The organism is Streptomyces sp. JLBJ103, from assembly GCF_058215575.1.
On sequence record NZ_CM177089.1, the window covers coordinates 1514427 to 1531327 of the forward strand.

General features: G+C 72.7%; 15 protein-coding genes. 6 read left to right on the plus strand and 9 right to left on the minus strand.

The window, feature by feature from the left end:
- The first annotated feature begins 101 nt into the window (after positions 1–101).
- A complete protein-coding gene (locus tag AC4BEG_RS06460; protein WP_490704941.1) occupies positions 102–935 on the plus strand; it encodes an aldo/keto reductase in 834 nt (277 codons plus the stop codon).
- Positions 936–1184: 249 nt separating this feature from the next.
- Positions 1185–2360, plus strand: a complete 1176-nt coding sequence (locus AC4BEG_RS06465) for a S1 family peptidase (protein ID WP_490704942.1) — start codon at positions 1185–1187, stop codon at positions 2358–2360.
- A gap of 7 nt (positions 2361–2367) precedes the next feature.
- Here the strand turns inward: AC4BEG_RS06465 and AC4BEG_RS06470 are convergent, their stop codons facing one another.
- Positions 2368–3258 (minus strand): class I SAM-dependent methyltransferase, encoded by an 891-nt coding sequence (locus AC4BEG_RS06470; RefSeq protein ID WP_490704943.1) that lies wholly within the window; start codon positions 3256–3258, stop codon positions 2368–2370.
- Between the two features lie 183 nt (positions 3259–3441).
- Between AC4BEG_RS06470 and AC4BEG_RS06475 the strand changes: the two genes are divergently transcribed.
- The 3 genes from AC4BEG_RS06475 to AC4BEG_RS06485 are packed head-to-tail and all read left to right on the plus strand — an operon-like array spanning position 3442 to position 6234.
- Positions 3442–4026: a sigma-70 family RNA polymerase sigma factor gene (locus AC4BEG_RS06475; RefSeq protein ID WP_201879912.1), complete on the plus strand. Its 585-nt coding sequence runs from the start codon at positions 3442–3444 to the stop codon at positions 4024–4026.
- Entirely contained in the window at positions 4023–4838 is an 816-nt protein-coding gene (locus AC4BEG_RS06480) for an anti-sigma factor (RefSeq protein WP_490704944.1), read from the plus strand. Before AC4BEG_RS06475 ends, AC4BEG_RS06480 begins: the two co-directional genes overlap by 4 nt.
- 19 nt (positions 4839–4857) lie before the next feature.
- On the plus strand, positions 4858–6234 hold the full coding sequence (locus AC4BEG_RS06485) for a cryptochrome/photolyase family protein (protein ID WP_490704945.1): 1377 nt from the start codon (positions 4858–4860) through the stop codon (positions 6232–6234).
- Between the two features lie 269 nt (positions 6235–6503).
- Here AC4BEG_RS06485 and AC4BEG_RS06490 read toward each other — a convergent pair whose 3' ends face one another.
- Both AC4BEG_RS06490 and AC4BEG_RS06495 read right to left on the minus strand, forming a co-directional pair.
- Positions 6504–7739 carry a class I SAM-dependent methyltransferase gene (locus tag AC4BEG_RS06490; RefSeq protein WP_490704946.1) on the minus strand — a complete coding sequence of 412 codons (1236 nt, stop codon included), beginning with the start codon at positions 7737–7739 and terminating at the stop codon, positions 6504–6506.
- A 108-nt stretch (positions 7740–7847) separates the two neighbouring features.
- Positions 7848–8159, minus strand: coding sequence for a 4a-hydroxytetrahydrobiopterin dehydratase (locus AC4BEG_RS06495; RefSeq protein ID WP_490704947.1), 312 nt, complete (start codon positions 8157–8159; stop codon positions 7848–7850).
- 117 nt (positions 8160–8276) lie between these two features.
- Here AC4BEG_RS06495 and AC4BEG_RS06500 point away from each other — a divergent pair, with 117 nt between their 5' ends.
- Positions 8277–9080: a helix-turn-helix domain-containing protein gene (locus tag AC4BEG_RS06500; protein ID WP_490704948.1), complete on the plus strand. Its 804-nt coding sequence runs from the start codon at positions 8277–8279 to the stop codon at positions 9078–9080.
- Here the strand turns inward: AC4BEG_RS06500 and AC4BEG_RS06505 are convergent.
- The 6 genes from AC4BEG_RS06505 to AC4BEG_RS06530 form a co-directional block, all read right to left on the minus strand.
- Entirely contained in the window at positions 9070–9441 is a 372-nt protein-coding gene (locus tag AC4BEG_RS06505; protein WP_490704949.1) for a nuclear transport factor 2 family protein, read from the minus strand. The genes AC4BEG_RS06500 and AC4BEG_RS06505 overlap by 11 nt on opposite strands.
- 136 nt (positions 9442–9577) lie before the next feature.
- A complete protein-coding gene (locus AC4BEG_RS06510; protein ID WP_490704950.1) occupies positions 9578–10978 on the minus strand; it encodes an amino acid permease in 1401 nt (466 codons plus the stop codon).
- A 36-nt stretch (positions 10979–11014) separates the two neighbouring features.
- Positions 11015–13198 (minus strand): phage holin family protein, encoded by a 2184-nt coding sequence (locus tag AC4BEG_RS06515; protein ID WP_490704951.1) that lies wholly within the window; start codon positions 13196–13198, stop codon positions 11015–11017.
- A 133-nt stretch (positions 13199–13331) separates the two neighbouring features.
- Positions 13332–14255 (minus strand): TIGR03943 family putative permease subunit, encoded by a 924-nt coding sequence (locus AC4BEG_RS06520; RefSeq protein ID WP_490704952.1) that lies wholly within the window; start codon positions 14253–14255, stop codon positions 13332–13334.
- Positions 14252–15307, minus strand: a complete 1056-nt coding sequence (locus tag AC4BEG_RS06525; protein ID WP_490704953.1) for a permease — start codon at positions 15305–15307, stop codon at positions 14252–14254. Before AC4BEG_RS06525 ends, AC4BEG_RS06520 begins: the two co-directional genes overlap by 4 nt.
- 165 nt (positions 15308–15472) lie before the next feature.
- A complete protein-coding gene (locus tag AC4BEG_RS06530; protein WP_490704954.1) occupies positions 15473–16303 on the minus strand; it encodes a S1 family peptidase in 831 nt (276 codons plus the stop codon).
- Positions 16304–16901: the final 598 nt, after the last annotated feature.

Consider the following 16901-nt stretch of genomic DNA (forward strand, 5'->3'; position numbering starts at 1 on the left):
GCGGCGGACCGGGGGCTCAACAAGCGGCGGGAATGTGCCGCAGCCGTTGATCGTTGACAGTGGAAGGACGTATCCGCATGCAACGTAAGGATCGACCGCTCGTGAGCACGACCCCCTTCATCACCCTCAACAACGGCGTCCGGATGCCGCAGCTCGGTTTCGGTGTCTGGCAGATTCCGGATGCCGAGGCGCAGGTCGCGGTGCGGCACGCGCTGGAGGCCGGATACCGGAGCATCGACACCGCCGCCGTCTACGGCAATGAGGAGGGCACGGGAAAGGCGCTCGCCGCGTCGGGCATCGCGCGCGACGAGCTGTTCGTCACCACCAAGCTCTGGAACTCCGACCAGGGCTATGACGCCGCCCTGCGCGCCTTCGACACCTCACTGAACAAGCTGGGCCTGGACTACATCGATCTGTACCTGATCCACTGGCCGCTGCCCGAGGCGAACAGGTTCGTGGACACCTGGAAGGCGCTCGAGAAGATCTACGCCGACGGCCGGGCCAAGGCCATCGGGGTCTCCAACTTCCACCCCACCCATCTCCAGCAGCTGCTGTCCGAGGGCTCGGTCGCCCCGGCCATCGACCAGGTCGAGCTGCATCCGCAGCTCCAGCAGGCGGAGCTGCGGGCGTTCAACTCCCGTCATGGCATCGCCACCGAGGCGTGGTCCCCGCTCGGCCAGGGCAAGGGGCTGCTGGACGACCCGAAGCTGGCGGCGATCGGCGCCAAGTACGGGAAGTCCCCGGCCCAGGTGGTGCTGCGCTGGCATCTCGACCTCGGCACTGTGGTGATCCCCAAGTCCGTGACCCCGTCGCGGATAGTGGAGAACATCGACGTCTTCGACTTCGAGCTGGACGCGGAGGACCTGTCCACCCTCGGGGCGATGGACGCGGGCAACCGGCTGGGACCCGACCCCGAGACCTTCAACGTGGCCTGACCCGGCACCGGCCGGACGGCCGACCGGCTCAACCGCCCCGCCGCGCACGACGCGGCGGGGCGTTGTTGTGGTCACCCCCCTCAGCGGCGTTCTCCCGCGCGCCTCCTCAGGGGCCCTCAGGGATCCTCAGGTGTCGCGTCACTGGTGGCCTCAGGCGTCCACCGAGCGGTCCTCGACACCCACAATTACGCTTGGCGATCAGTAAGGCACACATTGTGACCGCCTTCTTTACGCCTGAGGAGACAGAACATGCCCCGCAGACGCCGTCATGGCCTTGATCTGATCGCCGGTTGCACCATCGCCATAGCCGCCCTCTTCCTGAGCACCGGCACCCCCGCCGCCGCCGACCCGGGAGATCCCACCCACGGACCTCGGCGGGAGATCCCGCCCGGAATGCTCGCCGCCATGCAGCGTGACCTCGGCTTGACGGCCGACGAGGCGAAGACCCGGATCAACAACGAGTACCAGGCCGGTGCCGCCGAGCCCGGTCTGCGCAAGAGCCTCGGCGGCTCCTACGGCGGCGCCTGGGTGAGTGGCAACACCGCCGAGCTCACGGTCGCCACCACCGACCGGGGCCAGGAGGGCACCATCACCGCCAGCGGTGCCCAGGCCGCGGTCGTCGACCACACCCTGAGGGAACTCACCAGCGCCAAGGAGGCCCTGGACCAGGCCGCCGAACAGCGCGCCCCGGCCGTCGACGCGGCCTCCGCCTGGTACATCGACGTCAAGAGCAACAGCGTGGTGGTCCAGGCGGCCAACACCGCCGGGGCGACGGACTTCGTCGCCGCCAGCGGTGCGGACCGCGATGTGGTCCGGGTCGTGCAGTCGGCCGAACGGCCGCGTCCGCTCTACGATCTGCGCGGCGGCGACGCGTACTACATCAACAGCTCCGCACGCTGCTCGGTCGGCTTCTCGGTCACCCAGGGCGACCGCAACGGCTTCGTCACCGCCGGACACTGCGGCGATCCCGGGGACACCACCACCGGGTACAACCGGGTCGCCCAGGGCTCCTTCCAGGGGTCCACCTTCCCGGGCAACGACTACGCGTGGGTGGAGACCAACAACAACTGGACCCCGCAGCCGTGGGTGGTCGGCGCCGACAACACCAATGTGGTCGTCAGCGGCTCGCAGCAGGCGCCGGTCGGTTCGTCCGTCTGCCGCTCCGGCTCGACCACCGGCTGGCACTGCGGCACGATCCTCCAGCACAACACCAGCGTGCGCTACACCGAGGGCACCGTGAACGGCGTCTCCCGCACCAATGTGTGCGCCGAGCCCGGTGACTCCGGTGGCCCGTACATCTCCGGCAGCGAGGGACAGGGTGTCCTCTCCGGCGGCTCCGGCGACTGCACCCGGGGCGGTACGACGTACTACCAGCCGGTGAATCCGATCCTCGCGGCCTACAACCTGACCCTCACCACCGACTGACCCCGTCTCATCCCGTCCGCACCGCGCTGTGGACGGTCTGGGCGCTCAGCACGAACACATCGGACCGCCGCATGATCCCGGCCGGGTCATCGGGATCGATCAGCCGGTCCAGCACGACGAGGTCGTCGCCGGCCAGACGGTCGGCGGCGGCCTCGCGCCGGTGGCCCAGCTCGGCCTGGAGCCAGCGGCGGGCCGGGGTGTCCAGCGGGGCGGGCAGATCGAGCAGGAACGTACGGCTGGTGGCCCCGTCGAGACCGGCCTCGGTCAGCATCGCGCGCCAGTCGTCGACCGTCTCCACGGAGTCCGGCAGCGCCTGCCGCATCTCGGTGAACGCCTCCCGGTTGACGACCTCGATCCGGGCCATCAGTCCGGGCCGCCCGAGCCCCGCGTCGTACGGCAGACAGTTCAGCGGCAGCCCGCCCTCGGCCAGGGCCAGCACTCCCCGCGGACGCACCAGCCGGGCGAGCTCGCGCACCGCGCCCCGTTGGTCGCCCAGGTGGTGCACGGTCTTGCTGGACCAGATCAGATCCGCCTCGCCCAGCGAGGCGAAGTCGCCGGGCAGTTCGGCGTACCGGGTGGTGACGCGGTCGGCGAGCCCCATGCGCACGGCGCGGTCCCGGGTCCGCTCCAGGAGCTCCTGGCTGCCGTCCACCGCGACCACCTCGGCCTCGGGGAAGAGCTGGGCGAGCAGGCAGGTGACCACACCGGGGCCGCTGCCGACATCGAGGATCCGGCGCACGGCCCGGCCGGTCCGCTCCCGCATCCACTCTCCCGCCTGACGGTGGACGGGACCGCTCAGCTCGGCGCCGTGCTCCAGGTGCGGACCGAGGACGTTCCAGTCGAGATCGGTGTGGTCATGTCCGTGGGTGTGGGCGTGTCCGCCCTGATGTCCGGTCATGGTGCCGAGCGTCCCGCGCACCACGGCGAGACGCCAACCAATGTTGCCGGAACGGCAATGTCCCCGGTCCGCGCCCTGCGTGCGCATCTTCGGCACAGCTTCACCAATCCGCGCCCCCGCGGGCGACGAATGAGATACGACACCTGCGTGTGCACCGCATCGCTCATCCCGGAAGGACGGCCTGTGAGAGAACCCGTGTACATCGGCGGACCGGCCGCCCGCGGCCCGGCCCTGGAGGAGTTGCTCCACCTGGTGGCCCGGGGCGACCAGAACGCGTTCGCCGCCCTGTACGACGCGGTCAGCGGGCCTGTCCTCGGGCTGACGCGCAGTCTGCTGCGCGACCCCGCCCAGGCCGAGGAGGTCACGCAGGAGGTGCTGGTCGAGGTGTGGCGGACGGCGGCGCGCTTCGAACCGGGCCGGGGCAGCGCCATGGGGTGGATCATGACGCTGGCCCACCGGCGCGCGGTGGACCGGGTGCGTTCCGCACAGGCCGCCTCCGACCGTGAGGCGCGCGCCGCGCTGCTGGCCCGTACCCCCGCGTTCGACGAGGTGACCGAGCAGGTGGAAGCCAGACTGGAGCGGGAGCAGGTACGGCGCTGCATGCGGACACTGACCGAGCTGCAACGGCAGTCGGTGACGCTCGCCTACTACCGGGGCCGTACCTACCGGGAAGTGGCGGAGCTGCTGTCGCTGCCGCTGGGGACCGTCAAGACCAGACTTCGGGACGGGCTCATCCGGCTCCGGGACTGTATGGGAGTCGGGGCATGACCAGGGCCGATCTGCACACCTTGACCGGGGCGTACGCGGTGCACGCGCTGTCGGGCCGGGAGCTGGAGGAGTTCGAGCGCCATCTCGCCGTGTGCGAGGCGTGCGCACAGGAGGTGCGGGAGCTGCGGGAGACCGCCGGGCGGCTGGCGGTGGCCACCTCGCTGACGCCGTCCCCGCTGATGAAGGACGAGGTGATGAGACGGATCGCCACGGTCCGTCAGGAGCCGCCGCGGGTGGCGGGCCATGACGGCCGTGATGACCGCCGGTCCCACCAGGGCGGTCCCGGGGCCCGCGAGTCCCATGCCGGACCCCGGCGGCGCGGCGGGCGCCGTGCCCTCGGCTTCGCCCTGGCGGCCTGTCTGGCCGCGGCCGCCGCGCTCGGCGGGGCCGCGGTGTGGCAGTACCGGCAGGCGTCCGACGCGCGGGACACGGCGGGCCGCGCCGAGCGGCGGGTCGCGGAGGTGGAGACGCTGGCCCGGGTGCTGGCCGCGCCGGACGCCCGGACCCGCACCGGCAGCTTCAAGGACGGCGCGACCGGCGCGGTCGTGGTCTCCCGCGGTCTGGACCGTGCGGCCTTCCTCGCCTCCGGGCTGCCCGAGCCGCCCGCGGGCCGGGTCTACCAGCTGTGGTTCAGCGACAACGGCACGATGCGCTCGGCGGGGCTGCTGCACACCTCCGGCGGGGGTACGGCGACGCTGCTGCACGGGCCGGTCGGACAGGCGTCGGCCATGGGGCTCACGGTGGAACCGGCCGGGGGGTCGAAGGCACCGACGACCGACCCGGTCGCGCTGATGACGTTCCCGTCCGGCTGAGCCGGTGTAAACGGACAGGGTGACCACTTCGATCGCCGTCTTCACCTCGGATCTGCGGCTGCGCGACAACCCCGTGCTCCATGCCGCCCTCCGCGCCGCCGACCAGGTCGTTCCGCTGTTCGTGGCCGACCGCGCACTGGCCCGCACCGGATTCGCCGTACCCAACCGGGTGGCGTTCCTGGCGGATGCCCTGGCCGACCTGGACGCGGGGCTGCGGGCGCGCGGCGGCGCTCTGGTCCTCCGTAAGGGTGACCCGGTGGCGGAGATCCGCCGGGTGGCGGACCGGGTGGACGCCGCGGAGGTCCACATCGCGGGCGGGGTGAGCGGCTACGCGGGGCGGCGCGAAGCGCGGCTTCGGGCGGCGCTGGCCGCGGACGGGCGGACGTTACGGGTGCACGGCGCGGTGGTGACGGCGGTCGAACCGGGCGAGGTGGTCCCGGCGGGCAAGGACCACTTCGCCGTGTTCACCCCGTACTTCCGTGCCTGGCAGCGGATCGGGCAGCGCCGGGTGCTGGCCGCCCCGCGCGCCGTGCCGCTGCCGGAGCTGTCGGGCCTGCGCTCCGAACCACTGTCCGCGGTGACCTCGCTCGCCCCGGGCACTCCCTCCCCCGGACTGCCCGAGGGCGGCGAGACCGCCGGGCGGCGGCGGTTCCACGCCTGGCGGCGATCGGGCCTTGACGGTTACGCCGACGACCACGACGACCTGGCGGGCGATGCCACCTCCCGGCTCTCGCCGTATCTCCACTTCGGTTGTCTGTCCCCGGTGGAACTGGTGTGCCGGGCCCGGGAGTCGGGCGGTGCGGGTGCCGAGGCGTTCGTCCGTCAGCTCGCCTGGCGCGACTTCCACCACCAGGTGCTCGCCGCCCGCCCGGACGCCGCGCACACCGACTACCGCACCCGCCACGACCATTGGCGCGCCGATGACGCGGAGATCGCCGCCTGGAAGGCGGGCCGCACCGGCTATCCGCTGGTGGACGCCGGGATGCGGCAGCTCGGCCACGAGGGCTGGATGCACAACCGGGCCCGGCTACTGGTGGCGAGCTTCCTCACCAAGACGCTGTACACGGACTGGCGGATCGGCGCTCGGCACTTCCTGGAACTGCTGGTGGACGGCGACGTGGCGAACAACCAGCTCAACTGGCAGTGGGTGGCGGGCACCGGCACCGACACCCGCCCCCACCGCGTCCTCAACCCCCTTGCCCAGGCCAAACGTTTCGACCCGGACGGCGCGTATGTGCGCCGCTGGGTCCCGGAACTGGCCGAAGTGCGCGGCCCGCGCGTCCATACCCCCTGGCGCCTGCCGGAGGACGAACGCTCCCGCCTGGACTACCCGGGCCCCATCGTCGACCTGGAAGCGGGCCTGGCCCGCTTCCGGCGGGCCAGAGGGCGCGACTGAGGAGGGTTGTCGGGGCTCCGCCCCACACCCCGTCCCGCCCGGTGCGCCGTGAGCACCCACGGGTTGCCCGTCCGGGCCGGGCCGGGGCAGCCACCTGGCCCGCGCCGCCACACCCGGCCCGGCTCGGCTCGGCCGCCGCGCAGCGCTGACCCGCGGTGGACCGGCGGTTCGGGGGCCACACCCACGGGAGCCTCTCGGGGCCATGGCGCTCCCGTGGGGTCACGCCGCCCGCCGGGCCCCGTTCGCAGCCGAGGTCCGGGACACGGTGGTCAGGCGGCGGTGCCCGCCGGGTACCACGTCTCCGGGGTGACCGGCATACCGCTGGCGCCGCGGTCCGTGGGGCGGACCGCGAGGATCTGGTCGATACCCATCCGGCCCTCCTCCAGGGCGAGGGCGGCCCCCGCGAGCCTCAACCGCCAAGTGCGGGCGGTGCGTTCACCCACCAGACGGCGGAAGTCGTCCCAGTCCGCCTCCAGAGTGGCGCGCCAGGCGGTGACCGTGCGGACGTAGTGCTCGCGCAGCGACTCCGCGGCGCGTATCTCGAGTCCGGCCGCCTCCAGCAGGCCGATGGTCTCGCCGAGCGGGCGGATCCGCAGACGCGGGGCGAGGTACGCGATGAGCGACGGCCCCGGGCCGGCCGCCGGGGACGGGCGGGAGATCTGCTGGACCAGGGCCCGGCCGCCGGGGCGCAGCATCCGGTGCAGGGTGCGCACGAGCTCCGGGTACTGCTCGTCGTCGACGTACTCGCCCGCCTCGACACAGGCGGCGGCCTCGTACTGGCCGCCCCGCAGCGCGCGGTAGTCGCTCAGCTCGACGTCGATCAGATGGTCCAGGCCGAGTTCGCGGACCCGCTCGGACAGCAGGTCGCGCTCCTCGCGGACCGTGGTGACGGCGGTGACCTGCGCGCCGTAGCGGTCGGCGGCGTGCAGGGCGAGCGCTCCCCAGCCACAGCCGAGGTCCAGCAGCCGCGCCCCGGGCACCAGGTTCAGCTTGCGGCAGATGACGTCCAGCTTGTCGCGCTGGGCGTCGGCGAGCCGGTACGCGGGGTCCTGGCGGGTCCAGTAGGCGCAGGACAGGGCCATGGACGGGTCCAGCAGCCGTTCGTGGAACTCGGCCGTGGCGTCCGGGCCCCCCGACACCGCGCGGGCGGGTGGCCAGGGGCCGAGGGCGCCGAGCCGGGCGGCGGTGGCGGCGGCTCTGGCGCGGGTGGCCAGGACGGGTCCGGGTCCGGGCGCGCGGCGACCGCGCACCGCGTGCCACAAGGCGCGCAAGCCCTCGGTGAGTTCACCCTCGACCTCGAGGTCACCGCTGATGTACGCCTCGGCCAGACCGGATCCGGTGGGCCGCCACAGCAGCCGGCGCAGCCCCCGGCGGGAGCGCAGTCGCACCCGGGGCGCACCCGGCGGCCCCGCCTCGCTGCCGTCCCAGGCGCACAGCCGCACCGGGAGCGGGGCGCCGAGCAGGCGTTCCGCGAAGGGGGCCAGGGCAGCGGCCACATCGCTCATCGGTCTCACTCCCGCAAGCAGGGCCGACGGCGCCCTCACCGCACCGACCGGCCACCGGTGTACCTTCCACCGGGTATTCGGGGCCGTCCGGGCAGCGGATTGGTCAGCTCACGCCGAGCGTGCGCCGTGCGCCGAGGCCGCCGCCTCGATCCGCCGCGCGAGACCGAAGTCCAGCTCGGTCACCTTGCCGCCCACGCTGTGGGTGTTCACCGTGACGGCGACCGTGTTGTAGCCGAGCGTCAGATCGGAGTGGTGGCCCAGCTCCTCCTGGATCCGGGCGATCTCCGCGACCAGTGCGGCCGCCTGCGGATGGCCGCCGAAGGCGTAGCGGCGCGCGAGCAGGTCGTCGGCGTAGGACCAGCCGGGAAGCGCTTCGAGGCGGTCCTCGATCTCCTGCTGGCCGAGCGGCTCGACTGCCATGGCGGATCCCTTCGTCCTGGGTGACGGTCCTGGGTGACGGTCCGGCTCGTCCCGTGTGACGGGTCGGCCCGTCCCACCCTGCCACGTCCGTCCTCCGGGGTCGGTTACCTTCGGTCCATGACAACTGCCACGTCGTCCGGGGTGGGCGAGCTGCTGCGCGGATGGCGGACCCGCCGGCGCATCAGTCAGCTGGAGCTCGCGCTCCGCGCCGATTCCTCCTCCCGGCACATCAGCTTCATCGAGACCGGCCGCTCACGGCCCAGCCAGGAGATGGTGCTGCGGCTCTCCGACCATCTCGAGGTGCCCATGCGCGAGCGCAACGCGCTGCTGCTGGCCGCGGGTTACGCCCCGCTCTATCCGGAGCGGGCGGTCGACGACCCGTCGATGGAGACGCTGCGCGAGGGGATGGAGCGGCTGCTGACCGGCTATGAGCCCTATCCCGCGCTGGTGGTGAACGGCACCTACGAGGTGCAGGCGGCCAACCGCGGGATCGCCCTGCTGATGGAGGGCATCTCGAGGCGTCTGCTGATTCCGCCACTCAACGCGATGCGCATCACCCTCCACCCGGAGGGCATGGCGCCCCGTATCCGCAACTTCCGTGAGTGGCGAGCCCATTTGCTGGACCAGATGGACCGCCAGCTCTCGGTGATGCGCTCCCCCGCGCTGCGGGCGCTCTACGAGGAGGTGTCGGCCTATCCGCTGCCGGAGAGCGGTGGCCGGGAGAGCGCCACGGCCGGGTCCCACGCGCCGTTCGCCCTCCCGATGATGATCGAGCACGGCGGCCGGGTGCTCTCCTTCATCTCCACCATCGCCACCTTCAACACCCCCATGGACGTGACCGTCTCGGAGCTGGCCATCGAGACGTTCATCCCGGCCGACCGGGAGACCGCCGCCGCCCTGGGGGAGCTCATCACGCCGTAGGGACGCGGTCCAGGAAGCCGAGGACGGAGCGGATCCGGCCGTCCTCGGCCAGGGTGAGCACATCGGATCCGGCGACCGGCGCCGAACCGTCGGCGGTGGAGACCATCTCCCAGGTGAAGCGGACCATGTCGTGGTGGCCGTCGGCCGTGCCGGTGTGGCGGAACTCGAAGCCGGGGAACTGCTGATGGGTCCCGGAGATCACGGCCGCGAGCTGAGCGTGGCCACGGGCCTCGGACAGCGGGTCGGTGTAGCTGCCGTCCTCGGTCCAGGCGGCGGCGACATTCTTGGTGAGGGTGTCGGCGTCGGTGGCGTTCCACGCCTCGAAGTAGCGGGCGACGGCGGCGTTGTAGTCGAAGGTCATCAGGTCACGCTCCTCAATGGAATGCGGCTGGTCAGGGGCGGATACCGGGCCGGAGTGCGCCGGCCCGGGATCCGTTGCCCTCACCTTGCCGCAGGGCCTCCGGGAGGGTCGATGACCTCTGAGGTCATGGCGGGGGTCAGCCGACGGGGTCGGCGGCGACCGGGGCGGCCTCGGGGGTCGCCGCGACGGCGGGCCGCGCCGGGGCGCCGGGCGCCGCGACGGCCTCGCGACGGCCGCGCGCCGCCATCCAGACGTAGACCAGCACACCCGCGAACAGGAACAGCACACCCTGGTACACCGCCGCGTACCCGGCCCCCGCGACCAGCCAGAACGAGAAGCCGAAGGCCGCCAGCGCCAGGGTCATGTCCCAGACGAAGCGCCCCGTCCGCACCTCCTCGCGCCGCCCCGACAGCAGGAAGTACACCTGGGCGGCGGCCGCCAGCAGATACGGGACCGTGGCCGAGAAGGTGGTGATCAGAACGAGGATCTCGAAGAGACCGCCCGAGCCGGAGGCGTAGTTGACCACGGTCAGCAGCGTGGCCAGCACCACGCCCACGAACACCCCGAAGGTCGGCACCCCGCGCCGCTTGACGCCGAAGGCCGCCGGGAAGAGGCCGTCCCGGGCCGCCGCGTAGGGCGCCTGCGCGCTCATCAGGATCCAGCCGTTGAGCGCGCCGACGATCGAGACGACCGCGGCCGCCGCGATCAGCGTGCCGCCCCACGAGCCGCCGAACATCGCGTTCACCGCGTCGGAGAAGGGGGCGGTGGAGTTCACCAGGTCGTCATGGGCGACAGTGCCGAACACCGCCACCGTGCCGAGCAGATAGACCACGGCCGCGCCGATCGTGCCCAGCACGCTCGCCCGCCCCACATTGCGCTCCGGGTCGCGGACCTCGCCCGCGCTCATCGACGCCGACTCCACGCCCACATAGCTGTAGAGCAGGATCGCGGCCGCCGCCGACAGCCCGCCGACCGCGCCGCTGCCGGTCTCGTTGAACGCGCCGAGGTTGTCCGGGTCGAAGAAGAACAGCCCGACGACGGCGACGAAGAACAGCGGAACGAACTTGAGCACCGTGGAGACGATCTGCACCGCGCCCACCCAGCGGGTCCCCGCCAGGTTGGCCAGCGCCGGGAGCCACAGCGCCAGCAGCGCGATCCCGAGGTTCACACCCTTGCTGTCATGGCCCGGCGCCAGGACATGCACATAGCCGACCGCCGCCACCGCGAGCGCCGCGTTGCTGACCCAGGTCATCGTCCAGTACGACCAGGCCGACAGAAAGCCCGCGAAGTCGCCGAACGCCGCGCGGGCGTGCACATACGGCCCGCCGGTGCGCGGATCGCGCTCGGCCAGCCGTCCGAAGACCAGCGCGAGCGCGATGGCGCCGACCGTCAGGACGGCAAAGGCGAGCAGGCTGAGCGTGCCGAACGGGGCGACGGAGGCGGGCAGCAGAAAGATGCCGCCGCCGATGATGTTTCCCATGACGAGAGCGGTCGCCGTGGGCAGGCCGAAGCGGCGTTGGTGGTGCTGGTCGGGCATGTGAACATCGTCAGGGACGATGTACGGGGCACCAAATCACCGGGCTTTGTTCGGCGACACCCGGCTGACCACAGGAAATGGTGCGGCTGTGGCACCATTCAACCGCGATTTCTCCGCCGCTCCCGCCGTTGTCTCCGGAACTTCCGGGATCTGCGGGATCTGCGGACCGTTCGCCTCCACCAGCCAGCGCCGCAGCACGGTGTGCACCCGCTCGGCCCCCACCAGCTCGTCCCCGTCCCCCACCGGCGGGCTCAGGTCAGCGGGCCACAGCAGGAACGGATGGCCCTGTTCCCCGCCGAGCCCGCCGTGCGAGCCGATCTGGCCCTCGAAGGCGTGCACCGCACCGGTCTCCGGGTCGTACGCGGAATTGACCATGATGTCGGGGGTGTTGGCGAAGTGCGCGGTGCGCCGTACGGCCGCCACCGCCCCGGGCCCGAAGCGCGTCAGCGGGCTGGTCCCCAGGGTCCGCCCGCTGTCCAGATGGTGTTCCGCACCGCCGCGCCCCAGCACCACCGCCCCGTGCTCCTCGGACATCACCAGCAGGAACCCCACCCCGGGGTGGTCGGCGAGCGTCCGCAGCAGCGCCGGGTGGCGGGCGTCGATCCGCTCCCGGGTCATCCGGCCGGGGACGTCGGGGAAGGACACCAGCCCCAGGTTGCCGGAGGCGAGCACCACCGGCTCGGACGGCCGGTGGCCGTCCCTCCCCCGCCCCTCCCCGTCCTTCTCCGGCCGCCGCAGCGCCACCCGCGCCGCCTCACGCGCCTCCGCGCCGCGCGCCTCCGTACCGCTCTCGGTACGCCCGGCCCGCCGGGACACCGGCAGTCCGCAGCCGGCCCGCACCAGGTCCTCCAGCGTGAGCCCGTACGCCCCCGCGAAGGTGGCGCCGGGGCTCTGCCCGTGGTCCGACAGCAGCACGATCCGGTACGCGCGCGGCGCCCGCTCGGCCACCTTGGCGATCAGCGCGATCGACCGGTCGAGCCGGGCCAGCACCTGCCGGGCGTCCCGGCTGCGCGGCCCGGAGTGGTGCGCCACCTCGTCGTACGCCACCAGATCGGCGTAGACGGCGGAGCGCCCGGAGAGGATGTCCCCGATCACCGCCGCCACTACCACATCCCGCTCCACGACCGTGGCGAACGCCCGGATGAAGGGGTAGGTCCCGCCACGCTTCACCCGCGGCCGCTCCCGGCGCAGCTTGGCCCGGGTGGACTGGGCGAGCTCCCGGACAACCTCGGCGAGGAAGGACACGGCGGTACGGGTGGCGTTGGCCGGGTCGGAGAAGTACGCGAAATAGCCGGACCGGGAGCGATTGTGCTTACCGCGCCGGGCCGCTACCGACAGCACCAGCGCGAGCTGGTCCGCGCCCCCGGTGAACAGGTTTCCCCGGCTGGCGCCGTCCACCGTCAGCAGTCCCTCGTGCCCCGCCCTGGCCGCCGCTCTGCGCTGCAACTCGGCCGCGCTGGTCGGCCGGTTGCTCACCCTCACCTCCCCGGTCTCCTTCTCGTACCAGCGGAAGGCGGGCACGTCCTCATTCGACCCGTGCAGAATGCCGAGCTGGCTGGCGCCGGTCTGGCTGGACCAGTCGGTGCGCCAGGGCGTCACCCGGTGGCTGTCCCCCACCCACCCGGCGACCGTGGGCATCACCGGCGGTCTGCCGTCCCGCGCGCGCAGGGCCTCCCGCAGCACGGCGTGGCTCACCCCGTCGAGCTGGAGGAAGACCGTCCCCGGCGGCAGCGCCCGGCCGCCGTCCTCACCGCGCCGCCGCCGTCTTCGGTCCGCGAGCCGCGCCAGCCGCCGCCGGTAGGCACCGTCGTCCCGCACGGTCAGAAATGTGCTGGTGGCCGAGGACGCGGCCGACATCACGGCCGCCACCACGACCGCGGTCTCCGGCTCCACCGCACCGCGTCCGTCGGGGATCACACTCAGCGCGAGCAGCAGCATCGAGCCGTTCAGCACAAACACCAGCAGCCCCAGCACCAGCGCGGGCATCAGCAGCAACGCCCGCACCAGCAGCGGCCAGACCAGCGCGCTCAGCACACCGAACGCGCCCGCCCCGCTCGCGGCCGTGATGGCGATCCGGGTGGTGCTGTCACCGTCGCCGGACTGGAGGCGGAAGTCCGGCAGAATCCCGGCCAGCGCCAGCATCGTCAGCGTGGACACCGCCCACACCGTCGTCACCCGCAGCAGGGCTCCCCCCGCGGTCTTCCATCGGGGCTTGTGCACGCCGAAAGCCTCACTTCGTGTACCCGCCGCACACCGCACGCGCGGACCGGCTTCCAGCGTCGCACAGGGCGGGAGACCACGCGGGGCCGGAGCGGGGCCGGCGAGGCGCCGGAACGGGGCCGGAGATACGTGTTCAGCCGCCCCAGCTCTCGTACGGATCGTGCGGGACCGGAACCGGCCGCACCCGGTTCACCTTCAGATACGGGATAACACCCCCGTTGACCGGGTCCTTGGCCCGCCGCGCGGTGTAACTGCCGGTGATCTCGACCCAGGAGTCGGGTTGCAGTACGGGCGGAATCCGCCCGGTCAGCCCGATCTTGACGGGCTGGGCGTCGGCGGCGCAGCAGCTGAGGACCATACGGACGAGATACGGTGCGCCGCCCCGGTCGAGCGCGATGAAGCCGGTCATGGTGATCCGGCGGTGGCCGAGGGTGCGCCCGTGGTCGTAGGCCGCGCGACCGCCGTAGTCGGCGAGGCCGAGCCGCACGGAGCCGCCGGTGCCGCCAGTGGGGAGGTCGGGATAGCCCCAGGACGGTTGCAGTGCGGTACCGCTGCGCATGGCGGTGTACGAGCCGAGGGCGGGCGGGGCGACGAGGATGAGGGCGGCGAGGGGCAGGACGAGCAACCAGGAGACACGGGGTTCGCGGTGCGTGTGGGAGTGCGGCGGCCCGCCCTCGCCGGTCGCGCCGTCGTCGCGAGCCGCGCCGGTCTCGCGAGCCCCCTCGGCCTCGCGGGCCGCCTTCGCCTCGCGAGGCTCCGCCACCTCGCGGACGAGCTCGGCTTCTTGGACCGCCGTGGCCGCCTGGGCCCTCCCGGTGTCCCGCGGCTCCGCAGACACGTGCGGCTCCGCGGACACGTGCGGCTCCGCCGACACCCGTGGCCGCCGCAGTTCGTACCAGACGGTGGCGACGGCGGCGGCGATCAGCACGACCCCGGCCGCGAGCAGCAGCGGCCGCAACCCCGCCTTGACGTAGCGCAGATACAGATCGGTGAAACCGGCCCGCAGCAGCGCCACGCCGGTGAGGAACAGCACGGCCGCCTGTGCCTGCCGGTTCACAGCAGCACCGCCCCGGTCAGGGCCGCCACCACGACGGCCAGCGCGAAGGTGGCGGGCGCGAACCGCAGCGCGAATCCGCGGCCGAAAGTGGCGGTCTGCATGGCGAACAGCTTCAGATCGATCATCGGCCCCACGACCAGGAACGCCAGCCGGGCGGTGAGCGAGAACTGCGACAGCGACGCGGCCACGAACGCGTCGGCCTCGGAGCAGATCGACAACAGCACCGCGAGGACGGCCAGCACCAGCACCGACACCACGGGTCCGTCGGCCGCGTCGCGCAGCCAGGCCGCCGGGACCATGGCCTTGAGGGTGGCCGCGACCATCGCGCCCACGACGAGGAAACCACCGGCGTGCATCACGTCATGGCGTACCGACGCCCAGAACGCCGCGCCCTTGCCGAGCCCCTCGGCCGACGGACGGGCAGGTGGCCGCAGCCAGTCGGGCCGCCCCAGCCGGTGCCACAACCAGCCCATCGCACACGCCACGAGCAGACTCGCCACGAACCGGGCGAGCACCACCCGCGGTTCACGGGGAAACGCGACGGCGGTGGCGGTCAGCACGATCGGGTTGATCGCCGGTGCGGACAGCAGAAACGCCAGCGCGGCGGCCGGGGTGACCCCCCGTCGCACCAGCGCCCCCGCCACCGGTACCGAGGCGCACTCGCACCCGGGCAGCACCGCCCCGGCCACTCCGGCGGCGGGCACCGCCAGCGCGGGCCGCTTCGGCAAAGCGCGGGCGAAGAACGACGGCGGGACGAACACCGCGATGGCCGCCGACAGCAGGACCCCGAGCACCAGGAACGGCAGCGCCTGGACCACCACCGCGACGAACACGGTCATCCAGCTCTCCATCGCGGGCGCGGCCAGCCCCCGCCGGATCGGCCCCTGCGCCACGACCACCAGAAGCAGCAGCATGGTCAGTACGAGCGGGGACGCCGCCTGCCGCCCCCGCGCCCCGTCCGCCTCGCGCCGCTCCCCGTTGGGCCGCTCCCCCTTGGGCGGGGCCTCCTTGGGCGGGGCCTCCTTGGGCGGGGCTGCCTTGATGATGGCCACGGGTGGGATACCTCCGGCTCGGGCGGTGTGGCTGTTCGCCTTCCAGTACGCCCGCCGTGGCCAGACTGCTCATGCGCCGCGGAACACCGGGACAACCGGCAGAAAGGCGGGGGCTCCCACACCTGGCCGGTGTGGGAGCCCCCGCCCGTCATCCGAGGTGGGACGTCAGCCGATGTGGCTGTGTATCCACTTCTGGTGCTCCGCGACACTCGGGTAGATGTCGGGCGTCGAGGCGCAGTCACCGACGGACCGGCTGGTCACGCCGGTGAGCCGCCAGCGACCGTTCGCCTTGGCCAGCGCGGGCGCGCCCGAGTCGCCGCCGCACGTCCCGGCCTTGCCGCCCGGGTTGTCGGTGCAGAAGTCGCCCTCGCGGATGCCCCAAGCGTCCCCGTCCGTTTGGTTGGAGATGCACTTGGCGGTGTCCGGCGCCAGCACCGGCAGGTTGACCTCGCGGTGCTTGACAGGGAGCTGCGAGGGGTCGTTGCCCGTCGCCTTGGTGTAGCCCCACCCCGTCGCCTTGATGGTCTCCCCGGGTGCGGGCGTCTTGGTCGCCAGCGGCGCGGGCTTCTTCGAGACCTTGGAGGCGAGCTGGATCAGCGCGAGGTCATGGGCGCTGCCCTCGTCGTCCGAGATCTTGTAGTCCGGGTGGACCACGAACTTTTTCACCTTGGCGACCTCGCCGCCCTTGGTGCGGTCGAGGGAGCCGATCCGCACGTGGTAGGGGGTCGGGTCGTTCACGCCGCCGTCGGCGGTGACGCAGTGGGCCGCCGTCAGCACCCAGTCGGAGGCGACGAGGGTGCCGCCGCAGTAGTGGCCGTTGGGGTCGTCGCCGCGCTGCTTCTGGAGGGACGTGACGAACGAGTAGTTCTCGGTGGACTCCTGACCGCCGATGATCCGCGTCTGGTTTCCGGAGCTCCCGGACGTCCCCGAGCCCTGGGCCGCGTAGGCGACCGTGCCCGCCGTGGCGAGGCCGAGGGAGAGAGCCGTTACCAACACCGCGTGCGCGGCCTTCCGCTTTCCACGGGCGAGGCCGTTGCCGAGGTTCTCCGGGTTTTCCTGGCTGTCCTTGATGAGCCTTTCCTTTCTTCATCCGTCCCGCTGCCGAGGGGAGGCGGCGGGGTGCTTGGTCTCTTGGGCGGAGGCCCCGTCAGGGGGAGGCGGTGACACGCCACGGGCGCACGACGACGCGTCGCCGTTGACCCCACCCGCCATCGAGAAGCCGCCGCTCTGAGCAACCGCCACTGCTCAGAGGTCGGCGACGATCTCCGCCAGGCGCGGCAGCGCGCTCGCGGCACGCGCCGGGTTCTGGCGGAAGCAGGAGTCGTCGGGGACGGGAGAGACGAGCCGAGGGCCCAGCCCCGCGCCCGGATCACATCGTCGATGTCGAGCGCCGCGCAGAAGGTGCCCCTACCGCGGCGGGCAGCAACACCGGCGGGAGTAGGTCGACGGCAGGGTCGCCGACGGCGAGCGGGCCGAAGCCGACGGCCACGCTCAACCGGCCGCCGACATCAGCAGACTGCCGGACGCCGCGTCCAGGGGGTGGTACCTGGGCGGCGCCGTCGGCACCGCCCGCCTCACTAGATGACACAAATAT

Coding starts and splice junctions, on each gene's coding strand:
- AC4BEG_RS06465 (WP_490704942.1), top strand. CDS start 1,185: ATGCCCCGCAGACGCCGTCATGGCCTTGATCTGATCGCCGGTTGCACC.
- AC4BEG_RS06470 (WP_490704943.1), bottom strand. CDS start 3,258: ATGACCGGACATCAGGGCGGACACGCCCACACCCACGGACATGACCAC.
- AC4BEG_RS06480 (WP_490704944.1), top strand. CDS start 4,023: ATGACCAGGGCCGATCTGCACACCTTGACCGGGGCGTACGCGGTGCAC.
- AC4BEG_RS06490 (WP_490704946.1), bottom strand. CDS start 7,739: ATGAGCGATGTGGCCGCTGCCCTGGCCCCCTTCGCGGAACGCCTGCTC.
- AC4BEG_RS06495 (WP_490704947.1), bottom strand. CDS start 8,159: ATGGCAGTCGAGCCGCTCGGCCAGCAGGAGATCGAGGACCGCCTCGAA.
- AC4BEG_RS06500 (WP_490704948.1), top strand. CDS start 8,277: ATGACAACTGCCACGTCGTCCGGGGTGGGCGAGCTGCTGCGCGGATGG.
- AC4BEG_RS06505 (WP_490704949.1), bottom strand. CDS start 9,441: ATGACCTTCGACTACAACGCCGCCGTCGCCCGCTACTTCGAGGCGTGG.
- AC4BEG_RS06510 (WP_490704950.1), bottom strand. CDS start 10,978: ATGCCCGACCAGCACCACCAACGCCGCTTCGGCCTGCCCACGGCGACC.